Origin of the sequence: Halobacillus litoralis, from assembly GCF_020524085.2 — a bacterium.
Lineage (GTDB): Bacteria > Bacillota > Bacilli > Bacillales > Halobacillaceae > Halobacillus > Halobacillus litoralis_E.
In genome coordinates this window covers 1,435,294-1,457,882 of the sequence record NZ_CP129016.1, presented here as the reverse complement: position 1 = coordinate 1,457,882, position 22,589 = coordinate 1,435,294, and the positions used below count along the sequence as shown (strand labels likewise).

The 22,589-nt window shown below is 46.1% G+C and carries 20 protein-coding genes and 1 pseudogene; 6 read left to right on the top strand and 15 right to left on the bottom strand.

The annotated features are described in order from the left end of the window. Positions 1 to 12: 12 nt before the first annotated feature. From LC065_RS07440 to LC065_RS07425, 4 genes are all read right to left on the bottom strand, one after another. Positions 13 to 309: a DUF4212 domain-containing protein gene (locus LC065_RS07440; RefSeq protein ID WP_226592599.1), complete on the bottom strand. Its 297-nt coding sequence runs from the start codon at positions 307 to 309 to the stop codon at positions 13 to 15. A 21-nt stretch (positions 310 to 330) separates the two neighbouring features. Continuing rightward, positions 331 to 516 carry a hypothetical protein gene (locus tag LC065_RS07435; protein ID WP_089651995.1) on the bottom strand — a complete coding sequence of 62 codons (186 nt, stop codon included), beginning with the start codon at positions 514 to 516 and terminating at the stop codon, positions 331 to 333. 235 nt (positions 517 to 751) lie between these two features. Next, entirely contained in the window at positions 752 to 1,573 is an 822-nt protein-coding gene (locus LC065_RS07430) for a peptidoglycan-binding protein (RefSeq protein ID WP_226592601.1), read from the bottom strand. Positions 1,574 to 1,620: 47 nt separating this feature from the next. Then, positions 1,621 to 1,992 (bottom strand): cbb3-type cytochrome c oxidase subunit I, encoded by a 372-nt coding sequence (locus tag LC065_RS07425; RefSeq protein WP_226592603.1) that lies wholly within the window; start codon positions 1,990 to 1,992, stop codon positions 1,621 to 1,623. 115 nt (positions 1,993 to 2,107) lie between these two features. Between LC065_RS07425 and LC065_RS07420 the strand changes: the two genes are divergently transcribed. The 4 genes and pseudogenes from LC065_RS07420 (at position 2,108) to LC065_RS07410 (ending at position 6,014) form a co-directional block, all read left to right on the top strand. Continuing rightward, entirely contained in the window at positions 2,108 to 2,830 is a 723-nt protein-coding gene (locus LC065_RS07420) for a DsbA family oxidoreductase (protein ID WP_226592605.1), read from the top strand. Between the two features lie 140 nt (positions 2,831 to 2,970). Then, positions 2,971 to 4,393 (top strand): annotated as a pseudogene (locus tag LC065_RS07415) (hypothetical protein). A gap of 248 nt (positions 4,394 to 4,641) precedes the next feature. Then, positions 4,642 to 4,995, top strand: a complete 354-nt coding sequence (locus LC065_RS20445; protein ID WP_371933419.1) for a hypothetical protein — start codon at positions 4,642 to 4,644, stop codon at positions 4,993 to 4,995. A gap of 41 nt (positions 4,996 to 5,036) precedes the next feature. Then, positions 5,037 to 6,014 (top strand): LVIVD repeat-containing protein, encoded by a 978-nt coding sequence (locus LC065_RS07410; protein ID WP_371933418.1) that lies wholly within the window; start codon positions 5,037 to 5,039, stop codon positions 6,012 to 6,014. A gap of 237 nt (positions 6,015 to 6,251) precedes the next feature. Here the strand turns inward: LC065_RS07410 and LC065_RS07405 are convergent, their stop codons facing one another. The 9 genes from LC065_RS07405 to LC065_RS07365 form a co-directional block, all read right to left on the bottom strand. Beyond that, positions 6,252 to 8,204 (bottom strand): beta-galactosidase, encoded by a 1,953-nt coding sequence (locus LC065_RS07405; protein ID WP_226592611.1) that lies wholly within the window; start codon positions 8,202 to 8,204, stop codon positions 6,252 to 6,254. Further along, a complete protein-coding gene (locus LC065_RS07400) occupies positions 8,205 to 9,155 on the bottom strand; it encodes an aldose epimerase family protein (RefSeq protein WP_306163858.1) in 951 nt (316 codons plus the stop codon). It abuts the gene before it with no gap. 14 nt (positions 9,156 to 9,169) lie between these two features. After that, the gene (galT, locus tag LC065_RS07395; protein ID WP_226592615.1) at positions 9,170 to 10,675 is read right to left on the bottom strand and encodes a UDP-glucose--hexose-1-phosphate uridylyltransferase; all 1,506 of its coding nucleotides are present in this window, start codon (positions 10,673 to 10,675) and stop codon (positions 9,170 to 9,172) included. 15 nt (positions 10,676 to 10,690) lie between these two features. Then, the gene (gene galE, locus LC065_RS07390; protein WP_226592617.1) at positions 10,691 to 11,680 is read right to left on the bottom strand and encodes a UDP-glucose 4-epimerase GalE; all 990 of its coding nucleotides are present in this window, start codon (positions 11,678 to 11,680) and stop codon (positions 10,691 to 10,693) included. Next, the gene (locus LC065_RS07385) at positions 11,677 to 12,849 is read right to left on the bottom strand and encodes a galactokinase (RefSeq protein WP_226592618.1); all 1,173 of its coding nucleotides are present in this window, start codon (positions 12,847 to 12,849) and stop codon (positions 11,677 to 11,679) included. The genes galE and LC065_RS07385 overlap by 4 nt, the downstream gene beginning before the upstream one ends. 17 nt (positions 12,850 to 12,866) lie before the next feature. Further along, positions 12,867 to 15,083, bottom strand: a complete 2,217-nt coding sequence (locus LC065_RS07380; protein WP_306163857.1) for an alpha-galactosidase — start codon at positions 15,081 to 15,083, stop codon at positions 12,867 to 12,869. Between the two features lie 15 nt (positions 15,084 to 15,098). Then, on the bottom strand, positions 15,099 to 15,929 hold the full coding sequence (locus LC065_RS07375) for a carbohydrate ABC transporter permease (protein WP_226592622.1): 831 nt from the start codon (positions 15,927 to 15,929) through the stop codon (positions 15,099 to 15,101). Continuing rightward, positions 15,926 to 16,891 (bottom strand): carbohydrate ABC transporter permease, encoded by a 966-nt coding sequence (locus LC065_RS07370; protein ID WP_306163856.1) that lies wholly within the window; start codon positions 16,889 to 16,891, stop codon positions 15,926 to 15,928. The genes LC065_RS07375 and LC065_RS07370 overlap by 4 nt, the downstream gene beginning before the upstream one ends. 767 nt (positions 16,892 to 17,658) lie before the next feature. Further along, the gene (locus LC065_RS07365; RefSeq protein WP_226592626.1) at positions 17,659 to 18,972 is read right to left on the bottom strand and encodes an ABC transporter substrate-binding protein; all 1,314 of its coding nucleotides are present in this window, start codon (positions 18,970 to 18,972) and stop codon (positions 17,659 to 17,661) included. 249 nt (positions 18,973 to 19,221) lie between these two features. On the opposite strand from LC065_RS07365, the gene LC065_RS07360 reads away from it, so the two are divergent. After that, positions 19,222 to 20,433: an ROK family transcriptional regulator gene (locus LC065_RS07360; protein WP_226592628.1), complete on the top strand. Its 1,212-nt coding sequence runs from the start codon at positions 19,222 to 19,224 to the stop codon at positions 20,431 to 20,433. A gap of 45 nt (positions 20,434 to 20,478) precedes the next feature. On the opposite strand, the gene LC065_RS07355 is transcribed toward LC065_RS07360, so the two are convergent. Beyond that, entirely contained in the window at positions 20,479 to 20,850 is a 372-nt protein-coding gene (locus LC065_RS07355) for a hypothetical protein (RefSeq protein ID WP_226592629.1), read from the bottom strand. 225 nt (positions 20,851 to 21,075) lie between these two features. Here LC065_RS07355 and LC065_RS07350 point away from each other — a divergent pair, with 225 nt between their 5' ends. Further along, on the top strand, positions 21,076 to 22,011 hold the full coding sequence (locus LC065_RS07350) for an LCP family glycopolymer transferase (RefSeq protein WP_226592631.1): 936 nt from the start codon (positions 21,076 to 21,078) through the stop codon (positions 22,009 to 22,011). Between the two features lie 60 nt (positions 22,012 to 22,071). Here LC065_RS07350 and LC065_RS07345 read toward each other — a convergent pair whose 3' ends face one another. Beyond that, the gene (locus LC065_RS07345) at positions 22,072 to 22,485 is read right to left on the bottom strand and encodes a hypothetical protein (RefSeq protein ID WP_226592632.1); all 414 of its coding nucleotides are present in this window, start codon (positions 22,483 to 22,485) and stop codon (positions 22,072 to 22,074) included. Between the last annotated feature and the right edge of the window lie 104 nt (positions 22,486 to 22,589).

Here is a 22,589-nt window from a genome sequence, read left to right as displayed (position 1 = left end):
TCTCCCCCTATCTTATTGGTTAACCGCTTGATTTTGACCGGAATCTTCTTTTGGAATCAAACCGAACTTCTTATCAACGACATCACTGATGAGGGCATTGAAGAAAAGAAGTACGATAAACGTAATAATAGCGCCCTGCGCTCCCATGTAATAAGGAAGGGGGATGCCCATCACTGTAAAGGACTGAAGACTTTCGGCAAATAGAACAACTCCGAAAGATACGAGTGCCCCAATGGCGAGATAGATGATAATCAAAGTCGTTCGTAAACGAAAATACTCTTTCGCCTTCTGTGGATCCATTTTTTTCACAACGATTCAACTCCCTTCGCATTATCCCCTTAAGTTAAAAATGAACTGCACGGTTTCCCAGAACGGCATCGGAACCATAATGATTTTTGCAAGAGCGACACCAAAGAGCGCAATGAACGGGACCGCCAGCAAGAACGGCCGCTTCTTTTTCAGTGCGAAAACAACAGAAAGTACGGTGATGACAGAAAGAATAATCGGAATCAGCAACGAATCTACCCTCCTTAGTGTAAGCGTTAACATAGATGTGTGAAAATTTTTGAGAATATTTAGATTTAACTGAATATTACAACTTGTATTATTATAAAATTCTCATAATTTGTCAATAGGTACGATATGACTAGACAAGTTTCGAGGATTTGTGTGATGCTTCCATTGGTTTGATTGATTTCCAAGCTACTTTGAGCTATTACCCTGATCGGTTTTATTAAAAAAAACCAGCATCCTACGAAGGATGCTGGTTACCAAATATCTTCCGCCAAGTAATTGGTCCTACGACACCATCAATTTCAAGACGATGCTGTTGCTGGAAATCACACACGGCAGCTTCTGTTAAGGGGCCGAAGTGGCCGTCGTCTGTGGTTCCGACCGCTCTTTGGATTCGTTTGACCACGGATCCTTCAGCGCCGAAGTGAATGGGATAGCCGGGATAGGTGCGGGCGTTGAGCCTGTTTGTTGTTATTGGACCTGCGCTTCCGTCCACTTCTAATCCTTCCTGATGTTGAAAAGCGACAACCGCTTTTTTTGTTCGCGGTCCATAAATGCCATCCATTGGTCCAGGTTCATAGCCTAACTTCTGAAGCTTTGTTTGAAGGTCACGGACATCATTGGACTTTTCCGGCCATTCGAGATGGGCATAATCATTGAAGCTGGACCAGTCTCCTCCCCACTGAAAACCGAGAGACTTAGCGATATCCGCGACGTGACGCCAATCCTGATCTACCGTCCATAGCGCTTTTTTCCCATCTGAACTGACCAGAAAAAAATCCACGGCCCGGCCGCTGTGATGATTGCTTTTCCCAGGTTTGGCATAAGTGACGATGTTCCCGCTGTGTCCGTATCTTTTTCCTTGCCAATAATAGTCCGGGCGGCCTTGTCCATACAAGTGGGCCTGCTCCTCATACGTGCGATGCCCGGAGGAGATTTGCACCAATATCCCATCGGAATATGCTTGCTCGATCATTTCCCACACCTTTTCTTTCACAATCTTTTGGACGTTCCCCATTTTGTTCAAGCTGCGTTGTTTCAACGTTTCCAAAGTCATCATAAAAATCCCTCCCTGCTTCTATAATCGAAGCGGAGAGGGATTGGGTGTCAGGAAGCTTTCAAGTTTTTCAACACGTTGAAAACAAAAGAGAAAATACCGAGGGATGTCACCGTTGCGCCTGTGGCTAGAAGGGGAAGCAACGCTTCATTTTCAATAAGAACGACGAAAAATAAGCCGATCATCATTAACGGAAGACCGATGTTGTGGAGCCAGAAGTGAATTTTACCTGATAACGATTTCGCAAGTGATGGAAAAAGATGATATAAAATACCCGCAAGCGTGAGTGCGGTCCATCCAAGCAAATTGATGTGGACGTGAACCGGTGTGAGCGCATAGTCATGTGCACTCGACATGTAGTAACCGATCGCAACTCCAATGGCAAAATAAACAGATGAAATTTTAATCAACGTAATCCCCATAAAGGCCAACCTCCTTTTTTCCCATATATACGTGGGACCGCTCTAAAACAGAATCATGGAATTCCGTCGATAAGCATCGTAAAATGGAAGGGAATCTAATGAAGAGGTGAACGCAATGAAAATAGAAATTTGGTCAGATTTCGTCTGTCCTTTTTGTTATATCGGAAAACGCAGACTAGAAGAAGCGCTGGAACATTTTCCTGGAAAACAGGTGGACGTTGTCTATAAAAGCTTCGAGCTCGACCCGAATGCAGAGCGCAACACAGGAAGAAACATGCATGAGAAACTTGCCGCCAAATACGGCCGGTCTCTGGAAGAGGCGTGCGAGATGACGCAGAACATGACCGAGCAGGCGAAGATGGTCGGTCTCGATTTCCGCTTTGATTCGGTCGTGCCTACGAATACGTTTGATGCCCATCGCGTATCTCAATTGGCCAATGAAAAAGGGTTAGGCAAAGCTTTTGCTGAACGCTTTTTCAAGGCAGTTCTGACGGATGGCAAAGATGTCGGGGATCATGAAACGATTACAGCGCTAGCCGTTGAAGTGGGACTAGATCGCGATGCAGTGGTTTCTGTTCTTGAAGGATCGGATTATACGGAAGCGGTTCGCCGTGAAGAAGCAGAAGCACAGCAAATCGGTGTGCAGGGCGTGCCATTTTTCGTCATCAACCGGAAATATGCCGTCTCCGGCGCCCAGCCGACGGAAGTTTTCGTACAGGGGCTTGAAAAAGCTTTTGCTGAAGAAGAACAGACGCCTGCTTTTGAAGATTTATCTAGTGAGAGCGGAGCGGCTTGTACGGAAGATGGCTGTGAAGTTCCAGGACAAGAAAATAAATAGGATGAAAGCCGTGGGAGATCCCGCGGCTTTTTTGATGGGGTTGAATAGTGTTAGGGCGCTTTACTTTCCCTCAACAAAATTCCTCTTCCTCACCTCTCCCTCCCCTGGTGAATAGCCTATATAAAAAAGGAGGCATTTTGATGGAATTGACAATGTCTCATTGGATTTATGGGCTGTTCACCCTACTCATCATCCTGACGATGATTTTCCGTAAAGGGGTCGTTCTCCCCACTTTACTCGGTACTTTTTTTAGTCGCATGGATGTTTAATGGGAGTTTGATCAGTGGTTTTGTCGGTGTCTTCAATGCCAACCTTGTGGCCGCTAAAGAGTTGTTCAATATCTTTTTGATCATTACTTTTATGGTCGCCTTGTTGCGTTCCTTAAAAGATCTCGGGGCTGACACCCGCATGATCCAGCCGATTCAAAAAGTGATGATCAACAGTCATGTCTCGTTTTTCATTCTTGTCGGCGTCACCTATGTCGTCTCCCTTTTCTTCTGGCCGACTCCTGCTGTTCCGCTCATTTGTGCACTCCTTGTACCTGCGGCTATCCGTACAGGACTGCCTGCGATGGTGGCAGCGATGGCTGTGGCGCTTGCCGGACAAGGGATGGCGTTATCTTCGGATTATATCATCCAGGTAGCACCTGAGCTCTCGGCGAAATCGGCAGGAATCGATACTGGAAGCGTCATGGATCAGGCGCTGCTTCTATCAGTAGTGACAGGTGTTGTGGCCATCGGTCTTGCTTATTTTTTCAACAGGAAAAGTTTCCGTTCTAAAGATGATCCTCGGAACCAACAGGAAATTGTTCAGATGCAGGGACTCAAAGCAAAAGAAGAAACGACAAACGCACGCGTCCATATCTGGAGCAAAGTATTCGCCGTCCTCGTCCCACTATCCATGCTTGCCGTAATGATTTATATGGTTTCCACCAAGCTCGGTTCGGGACGTATGGGTGGATTTGAAGGAGGAAGCGGAGCGGCTTTTATTGGAGGTGTCGCTGTCGTTTTACTGCTACTCTCCAGTTTAGCCTTCGGAAAGCATAAAGCGCTCGATGATGTGAGCGAGCACATTACCGAGGGGTTCGTCTTTGCCTTCAAAGCGATGGGGCCCGTGATTCCGATTGCCGGTTTCTTTTTTCTCGGCAGTGGGGAGTTTGCCAAAGATATTCTTGTCCTGCCTGCTGAAGCGACCCCTTCCTTCCTGTTTGATCTCGTTCAATCGAGTCAGGATTATTTGCCTCAGAGCGCTTTTTTGACCGCTTTTAGTATTTTGATCATAGGAATCATTACAGGATTAGACGGTTCCGGTTTTTCAGGACTTCCGCTTACCGGGGCGTTATCAGCCTCGCTCGCAAACGGCAGCATCGACGCTTCCACCCTCGCAGCGATCGGACAGATGGGATCCATCTGGACAGGAGGCGGTACCATCATCGCCTGGTCGTCCTTGATCGCAATCGCAGGGTTCTGCGGCGTCCCCGTCATGGAACTCGTCCGGAAAAACTTCATTCCCGTCACCCTGGGACTGATCGCCTCCACCACCGTCGCCTTACTTCTGTTTTAGTTTCCTTTTTTTGGTGTACCAGGTCATCCAGAATCTGGATGACCTGGTACACCATTTTTTGTCAATCACTCTTTCCTCCTTAATTCGTTTGTGGGTTTGTATTTCTTTAGACACACGAAGGATCTGAATTCAGGATAGATATCCTATAGGGTCACCTGTTCATTCGATTCATTTTTCTGAATATTAATGAAATTAATTTCCTTTCATGCTATATTTTGGTAAATCTTTTCATTAGAGGGGGAAAATTGATGAATAAAAAACACATCGTTCTTAGCTCGGCTATGGCTGGGTTACTTGTCTTTTCTGCTACACCCACGACATTTGCCCATGACATGCTTGATGATGCATTAGTAGAAAAGGGACAGGAAGGATCTCAAGCGCTTAATGAGGTACCTGTTTTAGAAGGAACGAAAAACGTAGGAAACTGGAAGGAAGTCGGTTCCGCGCAGTTAAAACAATACGATGGGGTTCAGAATAACACGGCTGACGTTTACGCCTATGACGGCTATGCGTATGTAGGTACGCATACACGCAATGGTGGGGAAGGCGGCGTCCGTATCTTTGATTTGAACGATCCATCCAATCCGGGTAGAGATCGCTAAGTTTGCTGATGACATTCCTGGTACATGGCAGGAGAAAGTCATTGTTAAAAAAAGTGAATACGAAAGAATTCAAAGGCGATCTTGCAGTCGTAAGTGTCCAACAGCTGAGCCGCAGCAATCCTGATTCTAAGGGCGGTTTTCTTTTGTATGATGTATCCAATCCTGAATCACCTGAAAAACTCGGCTTCTGGGAAATGGACAAGCGCGTTCCGGGTACCCATGAACTTTACCTTACGGTGAAAGAAGGAAAGCCTTTCGTATTAGCGGCTAATCCATATGCAGATTACTACACGCACGGAGAAGAGAAGGACTTCGCTTTAGTGGATGTCAGCAATCCTTCCGATCCAAAAACGATTTACGAATTCGATCCGCGTACTCTTCCAGAAGTAGACGAGAACTTCAATGGTTACCATTGGAATTCACCTGATGGAAAAACGCGTCCTGTTTTCAACCATAGTACGATGACGGATAACAACGGTGATACCGCCCTTCTTTCCTTCTGGGATCTCGGTACAATCATTCTCGATATCTCTGATCCTTACAATGTGAAGTTTGAAGGCCGGACAGACTATGCTCCGGATGTACAGGGTTCTGCACACTCCGCTGCCCTTGCCAAAGGCGGCAATGTGCTGATTGAAACACGTGAAGTGTACAACCCTACGAGAGAAGGTTATGAAGAATCTTACGGATACACAAGAATTTTTGATATTAAAGACAAGCAGAATCCGAAGCTGTTGAGCACGTTCAAGACAGAGCTCGTGGATGACGTGGAAGATGGCGTTACCTTCGCCAATACGGTTCATGATCCAAAAGTACAAGGCAATACTTTGTATCTTTCCCACTATGCGGGAGGTATTCGTGCGGTGGATATCACCGACCCTAGCAACCCGGAGCAGGTGGGGGTTTATAATCCTGCAGGCGGTTATTTCTGGGGAACGTTCGTTGATCGCAACTACGTGCTAGGCTCAGACATGAATCAAGGCTTAAAAGTCTTGCAGAAGAATAATAGTAATGAATAAATTCTGGTGGAACCTCCCGTATGTACGGGAGGTTTTCCTTTAGTTATCTATCAATTTTGCAGCTATATCACTCAAAGTCTTAAACTTATCAATCAAACTCCCCCATATATCAATCAACGTCCTGAACTTATCAATCAAACTTCCCTACATATCAATCAAAGCCCTCAACTTATCAATCAAACTTCTCCAACTATCGTTCAAACTAAAAAAGTGCAGGAGCTGCCTCCTGCACTTTGCTTATTCCTTCAAGATTCTGCTTTCATATGGTCCGAGTTTCTCCTGACCGAACGATTTTTCCGAGGCACTATGATTCATCAGGAACAAATAAGAAGATCCTCCGACTTTACGACGATAGACTTCTACATCGCGCTCAGATTCGATCGTTTCGATACCGCAGTCACGGGTCACATCCTGAGCGATTTTCTCCAGAGCCTCTTCACTCAAACCTCCGCCGACGTAATAGACGTTTCCTTTTCCAAACGTGTTCTTCGTCACGGCTGCATATTCTTTGTAAAATTGATCTTGATAAGAATAAAGTGTCTGTGCTTGCTCAGGAACGAGGAGGTCGCGCCATACGGAAATCGATGCCGGAACATCAGCAAACGCTCCTTCTCCTTGCAGATCAAGCTGATGAGCGGCTGTTAAAGATTCGATTTCCTCTACACGCGCACCAATTAGATCCCGGACAGAACCCGGAAGGACTTCCCCGAGTCGGATGTTGTTGTCCTTGCCTTTCAATCCGGCACGGTAGGAAAAGATGACCGTTCCGCCTTGTTCTGCAAAGCTACGGAGACGGTTCGCGAGCGCATCGTCCATCAGCTGCATAACAGGGACCAGTACGACTTTGTATGTACTGAGGTCACGGCTTGCCGGAATGACGTCAATGTTCGTGTTCTTACGGTAAAACGGGCGGTACAAACGCAGCAATTCTTCGTTGAAGTCGAAGTCTTTGCTCTGGATTTGTGAACGCCAGGACCAGATGTTGTCATAGTCATAGAGAACCGCAACATCAGACTTGATTTCCGCATTCAACAGCTCTTCATGTTCTTTAATCTCGCTGAACAAAGATTGAACCTCTTTATATTTACGTCCATATACGTTGTCATGATCGACGACACCGTAACAGAACTGTTCGGCGCCTTTCGTCATGCCGCGCCAGCGGAAATAAAGCATGTTGGAACAGCCGTGTGCGAACGCTTGATAGGACCACATTTTCGCCTGATTCGGCCGTGGCAGGTAGCCGATGACGTCATGGCCCTGGGCTCCCATCAGTTCTTCTACAATCCAATAGTTTTGATCAAGCAAACCACGGTTGAAATCATGCGTCATGGCGATCGCCTCTGGTGGAATCGGCTTTTCGAGTCCGCCCCACACCGGATAGTTATCATAGGAAACGAAATCCATCGGCTTCACATTTTCTTCATGGTCGAACCATTTATCGAAAAATCCGCCGGACACGTTTGTCGTAACCGTCTGATGGCTCCCTTTGTGCTCTTTTACAATCGCCGTCATTTCGTGGGTGAACCCGTTGACGGAAGCGGAACGGAAGCGCGCCCACTCCAGTTTCAATGTCGGATTGTGAGTCGTTACCGTCGGCTTCGGGATCGGGATCTCAGAAAAATCATTGTACGTCTGCCCCCAGAAAATTGTTCCCCACTCGTCATTTAACTGCTCGACACTGTCGTATTTGTTTTCCAAATACTGATGAAACGCGGAATGACACTGGTGACAGAAACACATGTCACTTCCTTCATGGCCGAATTCGTTGTCAATCTGCCAGGAGATGATGGCTTCTTCGTCTTTATAGTGCTGGACGAGTTTTTCCGTGATCCCTGCTGCGTACTGACGGTACTTGTCCGAGTTGAAGCAGTATTGGCGGCGGCCGCCGAACACCCTCGTGTTACCGTTTTCATCTTCGGACAAAATGGATGGGTGTTTCTGGGCGAGCCAGGCTGGGAATGTCGCAGTCGGAGTTCCGAACATGACACTCAGTCCCTGCTGTTTCACTTTTTCAATCACACGGTCAAAGTAGGAAAAGTCGAACGCTCCTTCCTCTTTCTCCATGAGATGCCACGCAAACTCTCCGATGCGGACGATGTTTGCCCCCATATCTTTGATGCCTTGAATGTCTTCCTCTATCATTTCTTCCGGCCAGTGTTCCGGATAGTAATCGACACCTAAATACGTCATTTATAAGCCTCCAGTCTCGATATTCAATGTCCACGTGTACGAGCCGTGTGCTGGGATATAGGAAACTTTGCCGATTTTTTCAGCAAGATACACATCATCATATACGCCTGTGCAAGGTTCCAATGCGATGTTATGCTCTCCCCGGTAGCCTCCGCGAGTTTTCCAAACTCCAAGATACGGTACTTTGTTTTCAGGAAAACGATACGTCAATTTCCTGTTCAAGTCCGGTTGGACGAGCGAGCACCATCCTTTGGAAAGCGGTTCTGTGAAATAAAATTTCTCTGCCGTTCCTTCTTCCATCGGCTCGAGCTGACTCAGGTCCAGCGTGTTTCCTGTTTTCGCAGACTTCGTTTCCGGATAAGCGTGTGTCGTTCCCCAGTCACCGAGGTGCTTGGATCCTTTTTCCACATTCATTACTTGATTCAATTCTTCAGGTACTTCGATCGCTGTGTGTTCATTAAGATTGAGCAGGGCATGTGGCGTCCAAATGAATGGAAACGGCTCATCACTTTTGTTGATCGCTTCATATTTAATCGTCACACCATCGCCGTGCAGGCAGATTTTCTTTTTCAATGCGTAAGGAAATTCAGGACTGTGAACCTCGAGCGAAACCCCATCATAGGCCGCTTTATATTCCCACGGCAGCGTCCATACTTCTCCGTGATCGGGAATCTCCTTCCAGTCTGTCGGGTGAGGGCCCTTGTCGATCCCATGAAACATTTCGTCAAAACCACTGGAATCGTATTTGGAAAAATCCGCTCCGTACGGTGGGATTTCTAGTTTGGGACGATCGGTCTGATACAGCCATTCAATATCTGCTTCTTTATCAAAAAAGCTGACCATTTTCCCTCCATATCCCGGCAGAATTACCGCTCTTACACTTTCATTTTCCAATACCACGGCATCCAGACTCTTGAATTTCGTCTTCTGGTACGTACAAACATCGACCATTGGTCACCGCCTCCTTAACCTAATTGTTTCATGAAACGCTGGAATGCTTCCTTCCCTTTTTCTGTACGTTTGAACACCCCTGCATGTTCCAAAACTTCGGAAAATCGTTTGCCGATTTCTTCTTGCATCTGTTCCCAGACGGCTTGTTCTGATGTTGTGTTCCAATGGATCTGCTTCGCCCACGGCACGTGTTTGGCGACAGCCTCATCATTCGCCGCAGCGTCTAATTTTTCTTCTTTGATGTAACGGCTCAACTGCTCCATTTCATCGACCAATCGTCCTGGTAGCACGGCAAGACCCATGACTTCGATCAAACCGATATTTTCTTTTTTTATATGATGGACTTCTTCATGTGGATGGAAAATTCCCATCGGATGGTCTTCGTTCGTCCGGTTGTTTCTGAGGACGAGGTCGAGCTCATACTGTCTATCTCTGTAACGGGCAATCGGGGTCACCGTATTATGAGGTTCGCCCTCTGTTTCTGCGAAAACTTCCACTTTTTCATCGGAATAGCTGCGCCAAGACTGTAAAATGATATCTCCGAGTTCAGATACCCGGTGACGGTCGCCGCCTCTCAAACGAATGACGGACAACGGCCAGCGGACAATTCCTGCCTCGACATCTTTGAATCTTGGAATATCGAACGTTTCTTCCACGGGTGCTTTCGCCATCGGGAATTCATGGTGGCCGCCCTGAAAATGATCATGACTCAAGATGGAGCCGCCAACGATGGGTAAGTCGGCATTCGATCCGACAAAATAGTGAGGCAGCTGATCTGTGAAATCGAGGAGACGATCAAATCCTTCCTTCGAAATGTTCATCGGACGGTGTTCCCTTGATAAAACGATCGCATGCTCGTTGTAGTAAACATACGGGGAATACTGCAGGAACCAGTGCTCGCCTTCGAGATCGACCGGAATGATGCGGTGGTTGTCTCTTGCCGGGTGGTCGAGCCTGCCGGCGTACCCGACGTTCTCTTTACAAAGCAGACACTCCGGATAAGACGCTTGTTTTTTCTCTTTCGCCGCTGCGATGGCTTTAGGGTCTTTTTCTGGTTTTGATAGATTGATGGTGATTTCTAAATCTCCATATTCCGTCGGGCTGTACCAGTGCTTGTTTTTAGCGATGCGGTCTGTGCGGATGTAATGGGAGTCCTTGGATAGTTGATAAAAATAGTCCGTTGCCGCTACCGGTCCTTCTTTTTCAAATTTGAAGTAGAAGTCCCTGTTCACCTCCGACGGGCGCGGGACGAGGATATCCATGATTTTTGCATCAAAAAGGTCCCGGTCAGTGACGGTGTCTTCTTCGATGATCTTTTTTTCGACCGCATAGGAAAGCATGCGGTTCAGGATGGCGACAGGAGTGGAGTAGTCTTCTTCAGGTGATACTTCCACGGAAGCGCCTTCAAGTTCGAACAAATGAAATAATCGGTTGCGGATGTAATCGACATCCCATACCGAAATCATACGTTTGTGCAGCCCATAGTGAATGAGATGTTCTATGTCTTGATAAATCGTCATTTCCTCACCACCCTTTTAATCTTCGTACCCATGTGGATGTTCTTGAAACCACTTCCATGCGGATTCTATCATCTTTTCGACCTCTTGATAGTATGGCTCCCATCCGAGCTCTTTCCTCGCCTTTTCAGAGGAGGCGACGAGCTGCGCCGGGTCGCCGGGACGTTTCGGTGCAACTTCTGCCGGGACCGGGTGCCCAGTCACTTCACGGACCGCTTCGATGATTTCTTTCACACTGAAACCCTGCCCGTTACCGAGGTTGTAGGTCGCGCTTGCGCCTCCTTTTTTCAAGCGGTCAATCGCCTGCAGATGAGCAGCTACCAAATCTGCGACGTGAATGTAATCCCGGATACAAGTGCCATCCGCAGTCGGATAATCGTCACCGAAAATCATGATCTTCTCCCTTTTACCAAGGGCTACTTGTAAAACGATTGGAATGAGGTGCGTTTCCGGACGGTGATCTTCCCCAATCCGCCCTTTCACATCCGCTCCCGCCACATTGAAATAACGAAGGACTGTGTACTGGATCCCGTGGGCCTCTTCGGCCCACTTCAACATTTTTTCAATCGCAAGCTTCGTCTCTCCGTAAGGATTCGTCGGGTTTGTTGGATCTTTTTCCTGAATTGGAACCTGTTCCGGTTCTCCATAAACGGCGGCCGTGGAAGAAAAGACGATCCGCTTCACATCATGGGCAGCCATCGCTTTCAAAAGGGAGATCGCTCCCCCGACATTGTTATCGTAATATTGTAGAGGTTTCTCCACACTTTCTCCGACCAGAGAATCGGCAGCAAAATGGAGCACGGAGTCGATGGGATTTTCTTTAAATACAGAGTTCAAGAACGTCTCATCACGCAAGTCTCCATCGTAGAGTTTCGCTCCATTCAATACCGCGGGATGATGCCCCGTCTGGAGGTTATCCACGATGATGACATTTTCGCCCTGGTCCAGGAGCTGAGCTACGGCGTGACTTCCAATGTACCCTGCTCCTCCACACACAAGTACGGTCATATTTTCTCCTCCTCCAAACGTTTCGCTCCATCTCCGATTTCAACAACATAAAAATCGGCCTCTAAGCCTGTTTGTTCTTTATACCGTCGTCCGACAGCTTCGATGAACCCGTCCACGTGCGTTCGTTTGACGATGCTTATTGTACATCCACCGAACCCGGCACCTGTCATGCGTGATCCGACAGCCCCTTCGTTCCAGGCCGCTTCGACGAGGGCATCCAACTCTTTTCCTGTGACCTCATAATCATCTCTCAGTGATATGTGCGAGGCGTTCATCAGCTTCCCGAACCCTTCAATATCGCCGGCATTCAACTGATGGACGGCTTCAATGGTGCGCTCGTTTTCATAGACTGCATGTTTCGCGCGCTTTAAGACGGTCGCATCTTTAATCACTGATTGATGTGTTTCAAACTCTTCGACACTCAAATCTCCTAAACTATTAATCGATAGGACTTGTTTCAGCTGCTTCAGCGCCTGTTCGCATTCCTGTCTCCGCTCGTTATATTTGGAATCCGCAAGACCACGACGCTTATTCGTATTCGCGATAATTAAAGCATGGTTATTGAGTTGGAGAGGCGTGTACTGATAGTCCAAGGTGTCGCAGTTCAAAAGCAGGGCGTGATCCCTTTTCCCCAACCCGATAGCAAACTGATCCATAATGCCGCAGTTGACGCCGACGAATTCGTTTTCTGCTTGTTGAGCAAGCTGGATCATTTTGACGCGGTCCATCGATAAATCAAACAGCTCTTCCAGTACGACACCTGTGACTAGTTCAATGGATGCGGAAGACGAGAGGCCGGCACCATTCGGGATGTTGCCGTAAAAAGCAAGATCAAGTCCTGTATCCACGTCGTAGCCTGCTTTTCGAAAAACATCAAGGACGCCTTTAGGGTAATTGGCCCAGTCATGCTCTTCCTCATATACCAATCCTTCTAGATGAGATTCGACAATTCCTTTGTCTGGAAAATTCATAGAGTAAAAACGGAGCTTTTGATCGTCTCTTTTTCTTGCAGCGACGTACGTTCCTACACTCAGTGCACAAGGAAACACATGGCCTCCGTTGTAGTCGGTGTGCTCCCCGATCAAATTCACACGACCTGGTGCAAAGAACATCTGGGCTGTCGGTTCTCCGTTGAATTTCTCATAAAAAACGGAAAGTAAATCTTCCATTTCTATTCCCTCCTTCTTCATTTTTTCTCTTTTATAACGTAAAGCTGAGATTGGTGGTCCCCGCTGCGTTCTGCTTTTTCATGGTTCGCTCCATTGAACTCTACACCAAGTGGGAGTCCGTGATACATCAGTTCATCACCATAAAACGTCCGTGCTGATCCTTCCATCTCATACCGTTTCTCAGGATCCAGACCGCTTAGTTTTAAAACCTGGTCGTTCTTCGGATTCGGAAAATAATGAGCACGATACCAGCCGACGACGGCTTCTGTTTTCTTTTCTGACACAACCATCCAGGCCGTGTCTTGATTTTCGAATGGATTCGAGAGGCGATAAAACGTGCCCGAGTGAATCAAACGACGAAGCAATTGAAATTCGGTGATTTGTTCTTTTACGATCGCCTTTTCTTCCTCTGACAATTGGCTGGGATCGAATTCATAGCCGAATGTTCCAAAGTAAGCGACATCGGCACGAAACTTCAAAGGCGTGTTCCGATAGGTCTGGTGGTTCGGTACCGCGGATACGTGTGATCCCATGCTGCATAATGGGTAGGCCATTGAAGTTCCGTATTGAATCTTCAACCGTTCAACCGCATCCGTATCATCACTCGTCCAAGCCTGTGGAGCATAGTAGAGGAGCCCGGCATCAAACCGTCCGCCTCCACCCGCACAAGATTCGAACAAGACATCCGGATATTTCGTCGTCAAACGCTCATACAACTCATAGACTCCCAGGATGTACTGGTGAAAAAAGTTGACCTGGTCATACAAATATTGGGAATAGGGTTCTGTGATGTTGCGATTCATATCCCATTTGATGTAGTCGAGTCCAGTTTCTTCTATAAGTGAACTCATCCGTTCGAACAGATAATCGACTACCTGAGGGTTGGCGAAATCGAGCACCTTTTGATTCCGTTCCAGCGTCTGATGTCTGTGCGGTGGACCGACGATCCATTCCGGGTGCTGCTGCATCAGTTCACTTTCAGGACTGATCATTTCCGGTTCAAACCAGAGCCCGAATTGAAGTCCTTTGTCTTTCACCTTTTTCGCCAACGTCCCGATTCCGTTTGGAAGTTTCTTGGGATCGACAAACCAGTCACCAAGCGAAGTGGTATCATCATTGCGTTTTCCAAACCATCCGTCATCCAGGACGAACAGTTCGACACCTAAATCTCTTGCTTCATCTGTAAAACGATCCAATTTTTCTTCATTAAAATCAAAATACGTCGCTTCCCAGTTGTTGATCAGAATTGGACGGTCTTTTTCCATCCACCTTGGGGCAATCAAATGCTTGCGGTGTAAGTCATGGAACGTCTGACTCATTTCGTTCAAGCCATTTTCCGTGTAAGTCAAGATCACTTCCGGGTTTTGAAAGCTTTCATTCTGTGCTAATTTCCATTGAAAAGCTTGAGGGTGAATACCCATCGACAAGCGTGTTGTATCATAATGGTCGACTTCAATCTGAGCGAGGAAATTCCCACTGTAGACGAACTGCATCGCAATCGCTTCCCCGCTGTCTTCGGTCGTCTCCTCCCTTTTCAAAGCGAGAAAAGGATTGTGCTGATGCGAGCTCGCCCCGCGCACACTTCCGATCGACGAAATGCCGGGAGTAAGTTTTCTCGTTTCGATATGACGCTCTCTAGCCCATGCGCCTGAAAGATGAACCATTTCATAATCAGCGTCAGGGAGGTCGATGGATGAAGACATGGAATGCTTCAACGTAACAGAACTTTCGCCTTTATTAGTGATACGGTTACTTCTTGTGATAACAGGCAGGTCACGGAAGATCGTGTACATGAGCTCCCACTCTACCTGCGCTTGGTCATCTATGAGCGTAACTACAAGCGTTTCAGCTTCTGAATTTCCCGCAAAAGTTGCCGGAAGGCCTTCTAACTTTGGCTTTCCTTTTATGATCTGGTGATTTTTATAACGAAAATCAGCGACAGACGCGCCCTTTTGTTCTTCCAAAATGAGTGCCGGCGTACGGAAGTCCCCTTTTCCATAAACCGGCGCTTCCTGCCTGACCATTTCTAAGGAAAAATCAGGATCCCCCTCAAACGCATGAGTCGTCGAAGGGTTGGTATTTTCATAGTCTTGAAAATGACGGAAGTCCCGGTCGCGGAGGGCTTTACCATAGTAGAGATGACCGAGCTGTCCGTTTTTCATGACGTGGAAAATGTAACTGATTTGTCCGTTGGTTAGATGAAATTGATGTGTTTCTTCATTAATAAAGATCAACGGCTGCTCCTCCTTCTACTCTTTGACTGATCCGCCGAGAATTCCGGAGATGAACTGCTTTTGCAGCAACAAGAAGAAAATCATGATCGGCAAGGTAGACAACGTCGTTCCCATCATGACCTGTCCGTAGTCAATTCGGGACATCCCGACAAGACTGGAGAGAGCCACCGGCAAGGTGTACATCTCCTGGGATTGCAATACGACAAGTGGCCAAATGAAGTTGTTCCACTGGAACATGAACAAGAAAATCGCGACTGCAGCAAGCGCCGGGCGCATGACTGGAAGTACGATGCGGAAAAAGATATGAAACTCTCCCGCCCCATCGACACGTGCGGCTTCAAGCAGGGAATCTGGAATCGACTGCATGTTCTGTCTCATAAGGAAAATTGCAAATGGATAAGCGACTTGTGGAAGGATGACCGCCTGAAACGTGTTCAACCAACCGACATTTCCGAAGATTTCAAACAAAGGAATCAACGTCACGTGATAAGGAATCATGATCGCGACAAGCAACATGAAGAAAATGGCGTTACGTCCTTTGAATTTAAACTTCGCAAACGCATAGCCCGCTGCCGTACAAATGATGGCTGAAATCGCAGTAAACGTCAGCGTTATGAACAAGGAGTTCCCCATGACGCGGATGATACCTACGTTTTCATTTAGATTCTTAAAGTTCTCCCAGCCATAATCACCTGGCAGAAAGTTCGGTGGAACCTTAAAGATTTCCCCGGACGGGTTCGTCGCCCCGACAAACATCCAATAAAACGGGAAGACGGAGATGATGACTCCTATGAATAAGAAAGCGTATAAGAGTGTTTTTTTAAGTGGACTGACCTGTTGATTCATTTATCTTCACCTGCCCATTTCATTTGTGCCCAGGAAAGGACCCCGATGATTAATACAAGAACGTATGCAATCGCGGATGCGTAACCGAAATCAAAGTAACGGAAACCATTTTGATACAAGTAGAGAGTGATCGTCAGTGTGGCATTGTTCGGACCACCCTGCGTTAAAATGTAAGGCTCATCGAACAACTGCAACGTTCCGATCGTTGACAATACGAATGTGAACAAGAAGATCGGTTTCAACTGAGGTACGGTAATGTAAAAGAACTGACGAACTTTTCCTGCCCCGTCCATCTCAGCCGCTTCATAAAGCGATCCGGGAATGTTTTGGAGACCGGCAAGGAAAATGACCATGTTGTACCCGGTCCAGCGCCAAGTGATTGCTGCCATCAAAGCGACTTTAGCCCAGAATGGATCGGACAACCAGGCAATCGCCTCGATACCAAAAAGAGAAAGCACATAGTTCGCAAGGCCGTAGTTTTCATCAAGAATGATCATGAAGATGATGGAAGATGCGACCAATGCTGTAATGGCCGGCATGAAGAAGGCTACCCTGAAAAAGCTCTTCATTTTTACCAGTTGAGAATTAAGGGCCACCGCAATGACGACAGCTAAGAACAACTGGATCGGAACTTGAATGAGTAAAATGAGGAACGTATTTCCGAGCGCTTTGTAAAATAACGTGTCCCGGAACAATCGAATGTAGTTATCCAGCCCGACAAATTCATACCCTGATCCTGCACGCGTTTGAAAACTCAATAATAATGACGAAATGACTGGATAAACGGTAAAGATCAAGAAGAAAGTAACGGCTGGAAGAATAAATAAGTACGGCACCGTCTTCGGTGTAATCCATTTCTTACGAGATTTTGGTTTTTGACTGAAAGGACCCGGTTTCTTAGATGGCTGCTTGTTCTTTTCGTGGTTGGCGTTTGCCATCTGTTCGGCATTCGGTTGACTCACAATGTTCTACCCCCTCAATGATATTGGTTGGTTCTAAAAGCGCTTTCAAAATATTGCGTTTAGACTTTGTTAATTAATTTAATTTACTTAATAGTAACATAGCATCCTTCGTTTGTCTGCTCCATTTTCAGAAAAATTGCATTCATTTTCACTTCAATAAATGCTCCCAATACTTGAAGACTCCGTTTCGAGATGTTCGATGAGTGAATAGGGACTCCAGGAAAAGGTTCGCTTTCCACGGGGCGGGCGGTGAGCCTCCTCAGGCTACGCCTTCCGGGGTCTCACCAGTCCCACTCGTCCCATAGGAGTCTCACCGTTTCCCTCCGCCCCTTTATTAATAAGCGTCTCGAAACCACTTCTGGAATAAGAAGCTTTCAAGCTTGATGGAAGTGTGGGCGTTAAACTTTTACTCTATATGTATTTGGATTTTGAAAGCTTGTTAGAGAAGGCTTTATGCTTATAAAAGCAAAAAAAGTGGAAGGCAGTCCCTTTGAGCCAAGAGGTTCGTTTTACGCATACATCGAAAGGGGGGCTGGAAGCTGCGAGACTCCCGTGGGAATGGAATGGATTGGCTGGCGAGACCCCACAGGAAAGCGAGTAGCTTCCCGACCACCCCTGACGCCCAACAAAGAAACGAAACCGAAAAACATCTCGATATCAAGTCTTCTGCAATCCTGCCATATACTTTAATAAAGGCATAAAAAAAGGTCGATCCCCACTTTGGGAAATCGACCTTTTTTATTTCTATTTTTTTTATAGGGAGTAAATTAATTGGCGCTGCGCCCTGTTTCACTTTCAAGCTTGTCAGCTGCGTTTTGAAGCGCTTCTTCAATCGGCGTGCCATCAAGCAGAATGGATGCTTGGGTATCAGACATCGTATCGAACGCACGTGCATAATCAGCTGTGTAATTCGCTACAGGAATATCAGATACTTCATCCGCAAACAGTTGGAAAACAGGTTGGTTGTTAAAGAATTCGGATTCTTGGCTGAAGTAATCTTCTTCATACGTTGTCTCCAAAGATGGGAAGATTCCTTTTTCTTTAAGTGCCGTCATCTGTGGCTCTACTTCTGTTGTGAAGTACTCGACGAATGCATATGCTGTGCTCTCATTGTCCGTAGAAGACGGGATTACTAGATCAGACCCTCCAAGGTTGGCTGCGCGGTTGCCGCCTTCCTCAAATGCTGGCAAGTAGAAAACATCCCAGTTGCCGCTTTGATCAGGAGCCTGGTCCATGATCGTACCGGAATACCATACGCCGAATGGAACGGTCGCCACTTCGCCGTTAACTGTTGCAGAAACGACGCCATCCCAACCGTTGTTGTTGAGAACAAGATCTTCATCATGCAGACGCTGGATCACGTCAAAAGCTTTTTGTGACTCTTCGGAAGCGACATCAATGTTCCCTTCCTCATCGAAGTAAAACGCACCTTGTTGGTTCATCATCATACGGTAAAGCGCATCGTCCGCTGCAACATCAATTGGAACCATTTTTGTTCCTGTTGCTTCTTGAATGGTTTTACCTGCTTCAATGTAGTCATCCCACGTTTTGATATCATCTGGGTTTACGCCCGCTTCTTCAAAAATATCTGTACGATAGAAGACACCTGCAGGTCCTACATCCCAAGGAGCTGCAAAAAATTCTCCGTCTTCATTTTGTGTAACTGACTTTTTATATTCGCCAAATTTATCTGCGTGCTCATCATAACCGAGTTCAGAAAGGTTAGCGATCGCATCCGGGAATTGATCATGATAGTTGGCTAGGCGATCGGACTCGACCATCACTACATCTGGAAGTCCATTTCCGCCGGAAGCTAGTCCTACGGTTAATTTTTCATAAACATCCAAACGTCCGATATCTTCCACATTCACTTCAACATCTGGGTATTGTTCCTTGAACCCGTCCACCGCAAGCTCCATTGATTCGGCAGCTACGTTCCAGCCCCAAACGGTAATTTCGCCGGACGGTTCTCCACCTTCTCCACTCTCACTAGAGGATTCTCCACCTGTTTCACCGGAACAAGCAGCCAATCCACCTGCTACAAGGCCTACCAAAAGAAAACTCTTCAACCAATTTTTCATTCTGTCTTCCTCCCCCTTATTTGATAGCGTTTTCAAAACTTAATAAAATAAATTAACTAACTAGTTATAAGGTAGCACAGAACCATACAAATGAAAAGAGTTTTTTCAAAATTAACTCTTTTATAAAGAGAACTGTTCTATAATAGATGCATTAAACACAGTGCTCAAGCCAATAACTTAGTAAAATAAATTTAATAAGTTACTTTTTGTGGTAAAATGGAAGTAGTACAACATAGTTGGAGGAATCGTATGAGCACGCACTATACTAGAGGCAGTTTTCAGTTGATGAAATCGATGAACCGCTCGATTATATTGAATATGATTCGCGAGCATGGGCCGATCTCCCGGGCGGATATCGCGAAGCAATCGAGATTGACTCCCCCCACAGTCAGTAATATCGTCAAAGAACTTATCCAAACCCAATTTGTTATTGAAACGACCCAGGGGCAGTCCAAAGGTGGGCGTAAACCAACACTACTTGAAATTAACGCTGATCATTTTTACATTATCGGAGTCGATGTTGGGACCTTCCATATGAACTTCGTCGTGACGAACTTATATGGAGAACTGAAGGATGTTGCGAAAAAAGAGATCCCTTCTTACCCCTCAAAAGAAGACATTCTTGAAACGATGAAAAGCGGCATTCGCGAATTTTTCACATCAGGGAAATGTGATCCGAAGAAGTTCCTGGGTATTGGCATCGGGATGCACGGAATTGTTGATCCGATTGAAGGAGTCTCTCGTTTCGCTCCATCCTTTCAGCTCTACGATATCCCAATAAAAGCGGAGCTGGAAAATGAGTTTGATATGATCGTCAAAGTAGAGAATGATGCAAAGGCCATGACGCTTGGTGAATATTGGTTCGGCAACGGAAACGATGCGGATAACATGGTCGGGGTCAACGTCGGGAACGGGATCGGCGCTGGGATGATGATCAAAGGACAACTTTTCCATGGAGAAAACAATATCGCAGGAGAGATCGGTCACATCACCATTGACCTTTCCGGACCAAAATGTACGTGTGGCAATTACGGGTGTCTGCAGACGCTTGCTGCAGGTCCAGCTATTGCAGAGAGGGCCCGCAAGGAATTGAAAACAGGGAAGCCATCAATGATCCGGGACCTTGTGGATCACGATTTTGAAAAAGTGGACGGAAAGCTTGTATATGAGGCTGCCTGCGATGGGGACGAGTTCAGCATTGAACTGTTGAATCAGACAGGAAGGTTTCTCGGCATCGGCTTGACCAACTTAATCCATACATTGAACCCTAAACGGATTATTATCGGCGGAGGCGTTTCGAAGGCCGGAGATTTTCTGATGGATGGAATTAAAGAAACCATCCACTCCCGGGGGCTGACAAGTAAAGCGAAGGAAACGCATATCGTCCTATCCAAATTAGAAGAGCACGCATCAGCCATCGGGGCTTGCGTATTGATATTAGAAGAATTTTTCTCGAGATAAGAAAAAGAGCCTGCCGGTAGTGTGAAGCTGCCGGCAGGCTCTTTTTTATGGGTTCGCTTGCATTTGCAGGACCATTCCTTCTAACACATGGATGTTCCTTGCGTTGTACCGGATCCCTTTGTAATCAAAAACAAGAATCTGGCTATCTTTCACATTGAGGAGTTCTTCATAATTTTTTTCGGCCACGATTTTTTGATAACTGATTGTGGCGATGACGTTTTTCCGAGCAAGATACACCTTCATTCCATTCAATTGCGAACGGATTTTCTTGTCCGGTGGCTCTTCATCATAAAAATAAACAAAATGCAGTTCATTCTCCATAGAAGATGTAAACTGTTGGATCGATCTCTCTGTCGCATTCTGTGCACATCCCACTAAAAGTCCCAAAACGAGCAACAGCCCCAACCACTTTCTCAATTTACATTCCTCCAAAAGAATAACTTATACCACTATATGCCGTACCCCTCCCTCGTACCACACCTTTCCAGAAAATAACGTACCAGGTCATCCATATTCTGGATGACCTGGTACACCAATATTTACCACTACCATCTTGTACTTCTCTCTTATTCTGGGAGAGTTTTTACATGTATCTACAAAAATCGTATAATAGGATAGTAGTTTATAGAAAGAGGTGGGTGAATGGAACGCAGGGAACTGAAGAAGAAGAAAAGGCGTAAACGTAGACGTTGGAAAGTCCTCCTATTTGTAGTTGCACTTATATTCTTAATCGGAGGCGTTTATTTATATACCATCTATAATGAAGTTCGTACGACGGTGAACCAGGATTTACACGAAGATGTAACGTCCATCGATACAGATCAAACCAAAGAAAAAGTAGATAATAAGGAACCGTTGAACATCCTCCTTCTCGGTGTCGATGAACGGGAGAATGACGTTGGTCGTTCCGATACAATGATTGTCATGACTCTTGATCCGAGTAATGACCAAATGCAGATGGTCAGTATCCCGCGGGATACGTATGCAGAGATTGCCGGGGACGGACGAAAGACACGAATCAACCATGCCTACGCCTACGGGGGTAGTGACATGGCCGTAAATACAGTCGAAAACTTCCTTGATATTGAGTTGGATTACTACATCAGAGTCAATATGGAAGGATTATCTCAAGTTGTCGATGCTGTGAATGGAATCACTGTCAATAACGACCGTGCTTTCAGCTCAGGTCCATTTGATTTCAAAAAAGGCGAAATTAAATTGGACGGTCGTGAAGCGCTCGCTTTCGTCCGTATGCGCAAAAATGATCCTAACGGAGACTTGGGCCGTAATGAAAGACAACGTCAGGTCATCCAAGGAATCATTGATAAAGGAGCGCGTCTTGACGCTGTGAACAAAGTCGGTGACGTCATGGATGTGCTCGGTGACAATGTAAGCACAAACATGCAATTCGCGGATATGCGCAGACTCGCAACCAAATACAGCAGTGCTCGCAAAAATTCGACCACCTATCAGATGGAGGGAGAAAACTTCCGGGCTAACGGCATGTATTTGATCAACATGCCTGAAGAAGAAATTCAAAAAACGCATGACATGATTGTCAATTTCGGTTCTAAATAACACAAATCCCCCTTCTCGTTATGAGTAGGGGGATTTTCATTTGAAGACAGGAAGTCCTGCTTAGGCTGCATCCTGATCTTCCTTTTTATTTGCTGTATATTTTTTTATGGCGCGTATGATCCCAATGAAAACAAAATAAATGCCGCAAAACAGGAAGAAACCCATCACGCTGACAAAGGCATCTGCAAACTCCATGTTTCCACTGCCTGTGATTTTCTGCTGAATCTCAACCGCAAAAACAAAGACAAGTACCATCGCAAACGTAAATAAAAACGAAATGGCCGTAATGCTCCATTTTGCTATGGCATGGAAAAGGATATCCACGAAAATAAGGCCGATAATTCCCAGGATACCAATGACCCAGAAGTGAAGGTCCTTATCTGTAAGATTCCATCCCATCAATTGCGTGAATTTCAAAATCACATCATGCCAAACATTGACTACATCAGCCAACAATAAAATAACTTCTCTCATTGCTAGTCTCTCATTCTCCCATCTCAAAAGCTAAAACAAATCACAATTTAAACTAAAAATACCATAAGGAGAAACGCTTGTATATGTTTTCTTACAAATACTGT

Excerpts from the sequence above, each read along its gene's own strand:
- LC065_RS07350 (WP_226592631.1), top strand. The coding sequence starts at position 21,076 with ATGGAACGCAGGGAACTGAAGAAGAAGAAAAGGCGTAAACGTAGACGT.
- LC065_RS07420 (WP_226592605.1), top strand. The coding sequence starts at position 2,108 with ATGAAAATAGAAATTTGGTCAGATTTCGTCTGTCCTTTTTGTTATATC.
- LC065_RS07385 (WP_226592618.1), bottom strand. The coding sequence starts at position 12,849 with ATGGAAGATTTACTTTCCGTTTTTTATGAGAAATTCAACGGAGAACCG.
- galT (WP_226592615.1), bottom strand. The coding sequence starts at position 10,675 with ATGACGATTTATCAAGACATAGAACATCTCATTCACTATGGGCTGCAC.
- LC065_RS07400 (WP_306163858.1), bottom strand. The coding sequence starts at position 9,155 with ATGGTCGATGTTTGTACGTACCAGAAGACGAAATTCAAGAGTCTGGAT.
- LC065_RS07365 (WP_226592626.1), bottom strand. The coding sequence starts at position 18,972 with ATGAAAAATTGGTTGAAGAGTTTTCTTTTGGTAGGCCTTGTAGCAGGT.
- LC065_RS20445 (WP_371933419.1), top strand. The coding sequence starts at position 4,642 with ATGAATAAAAAACACATCGTTCTTAGCTCGGCTATGGCTGGGTTACTT.
- LC065_RS07345 (WP_226592632.1), bottom strand. The coding sequence starts at position 22,485 with ATGAGAGAAGTTATTTTATTGTTGGCTGATGTAGTCAATGTTTGGCAT.
- LC065_RS07425 (WP_226592603.1), bottom strand. The coding sequence starts at position 1,992 with ATGGGGATTACGTTGATTAAAATTTCATCTGTTTATTTTGCCATTGGA.
- LC065_RS07405 (WP_226592611.1), bottom strand. The coding sequence starts at position 8,204 with ATGACGTATTTAGGTGTCGATTACTATCCGGAACACTGGCCGGAAGAA.
- LC065_RS07360 (WP_226592628.1), top strand. The coding sequence starts at position 19,222 with ATGAGCACGCACTATACTAGAGGCAGTTTTCAGTTGATGAAATCGATG.
- galE (WP_226592617.1), bottom strand. The coding sequence starts at position 11,680 with ATGACCGTACTTGTGTGTGGAGGAGCAGGGTACATTGGAAGTCACGCC.
- LC065_RS07375 (WP_226592622.1), bottom strand. The coding sequence starts at position 15,929 with ATGAATCAACAGGTCAGTCCACTTAAAAAAACACTCTTATACGCTTTC.
- LC065_RS07430 (WP_226592601.1), bottom strand. The coding sequence starts at position 1,573 with ATGATGACTTTGGAAACGTTGAAACAACGCAGCTTGAACAAAATGGGG.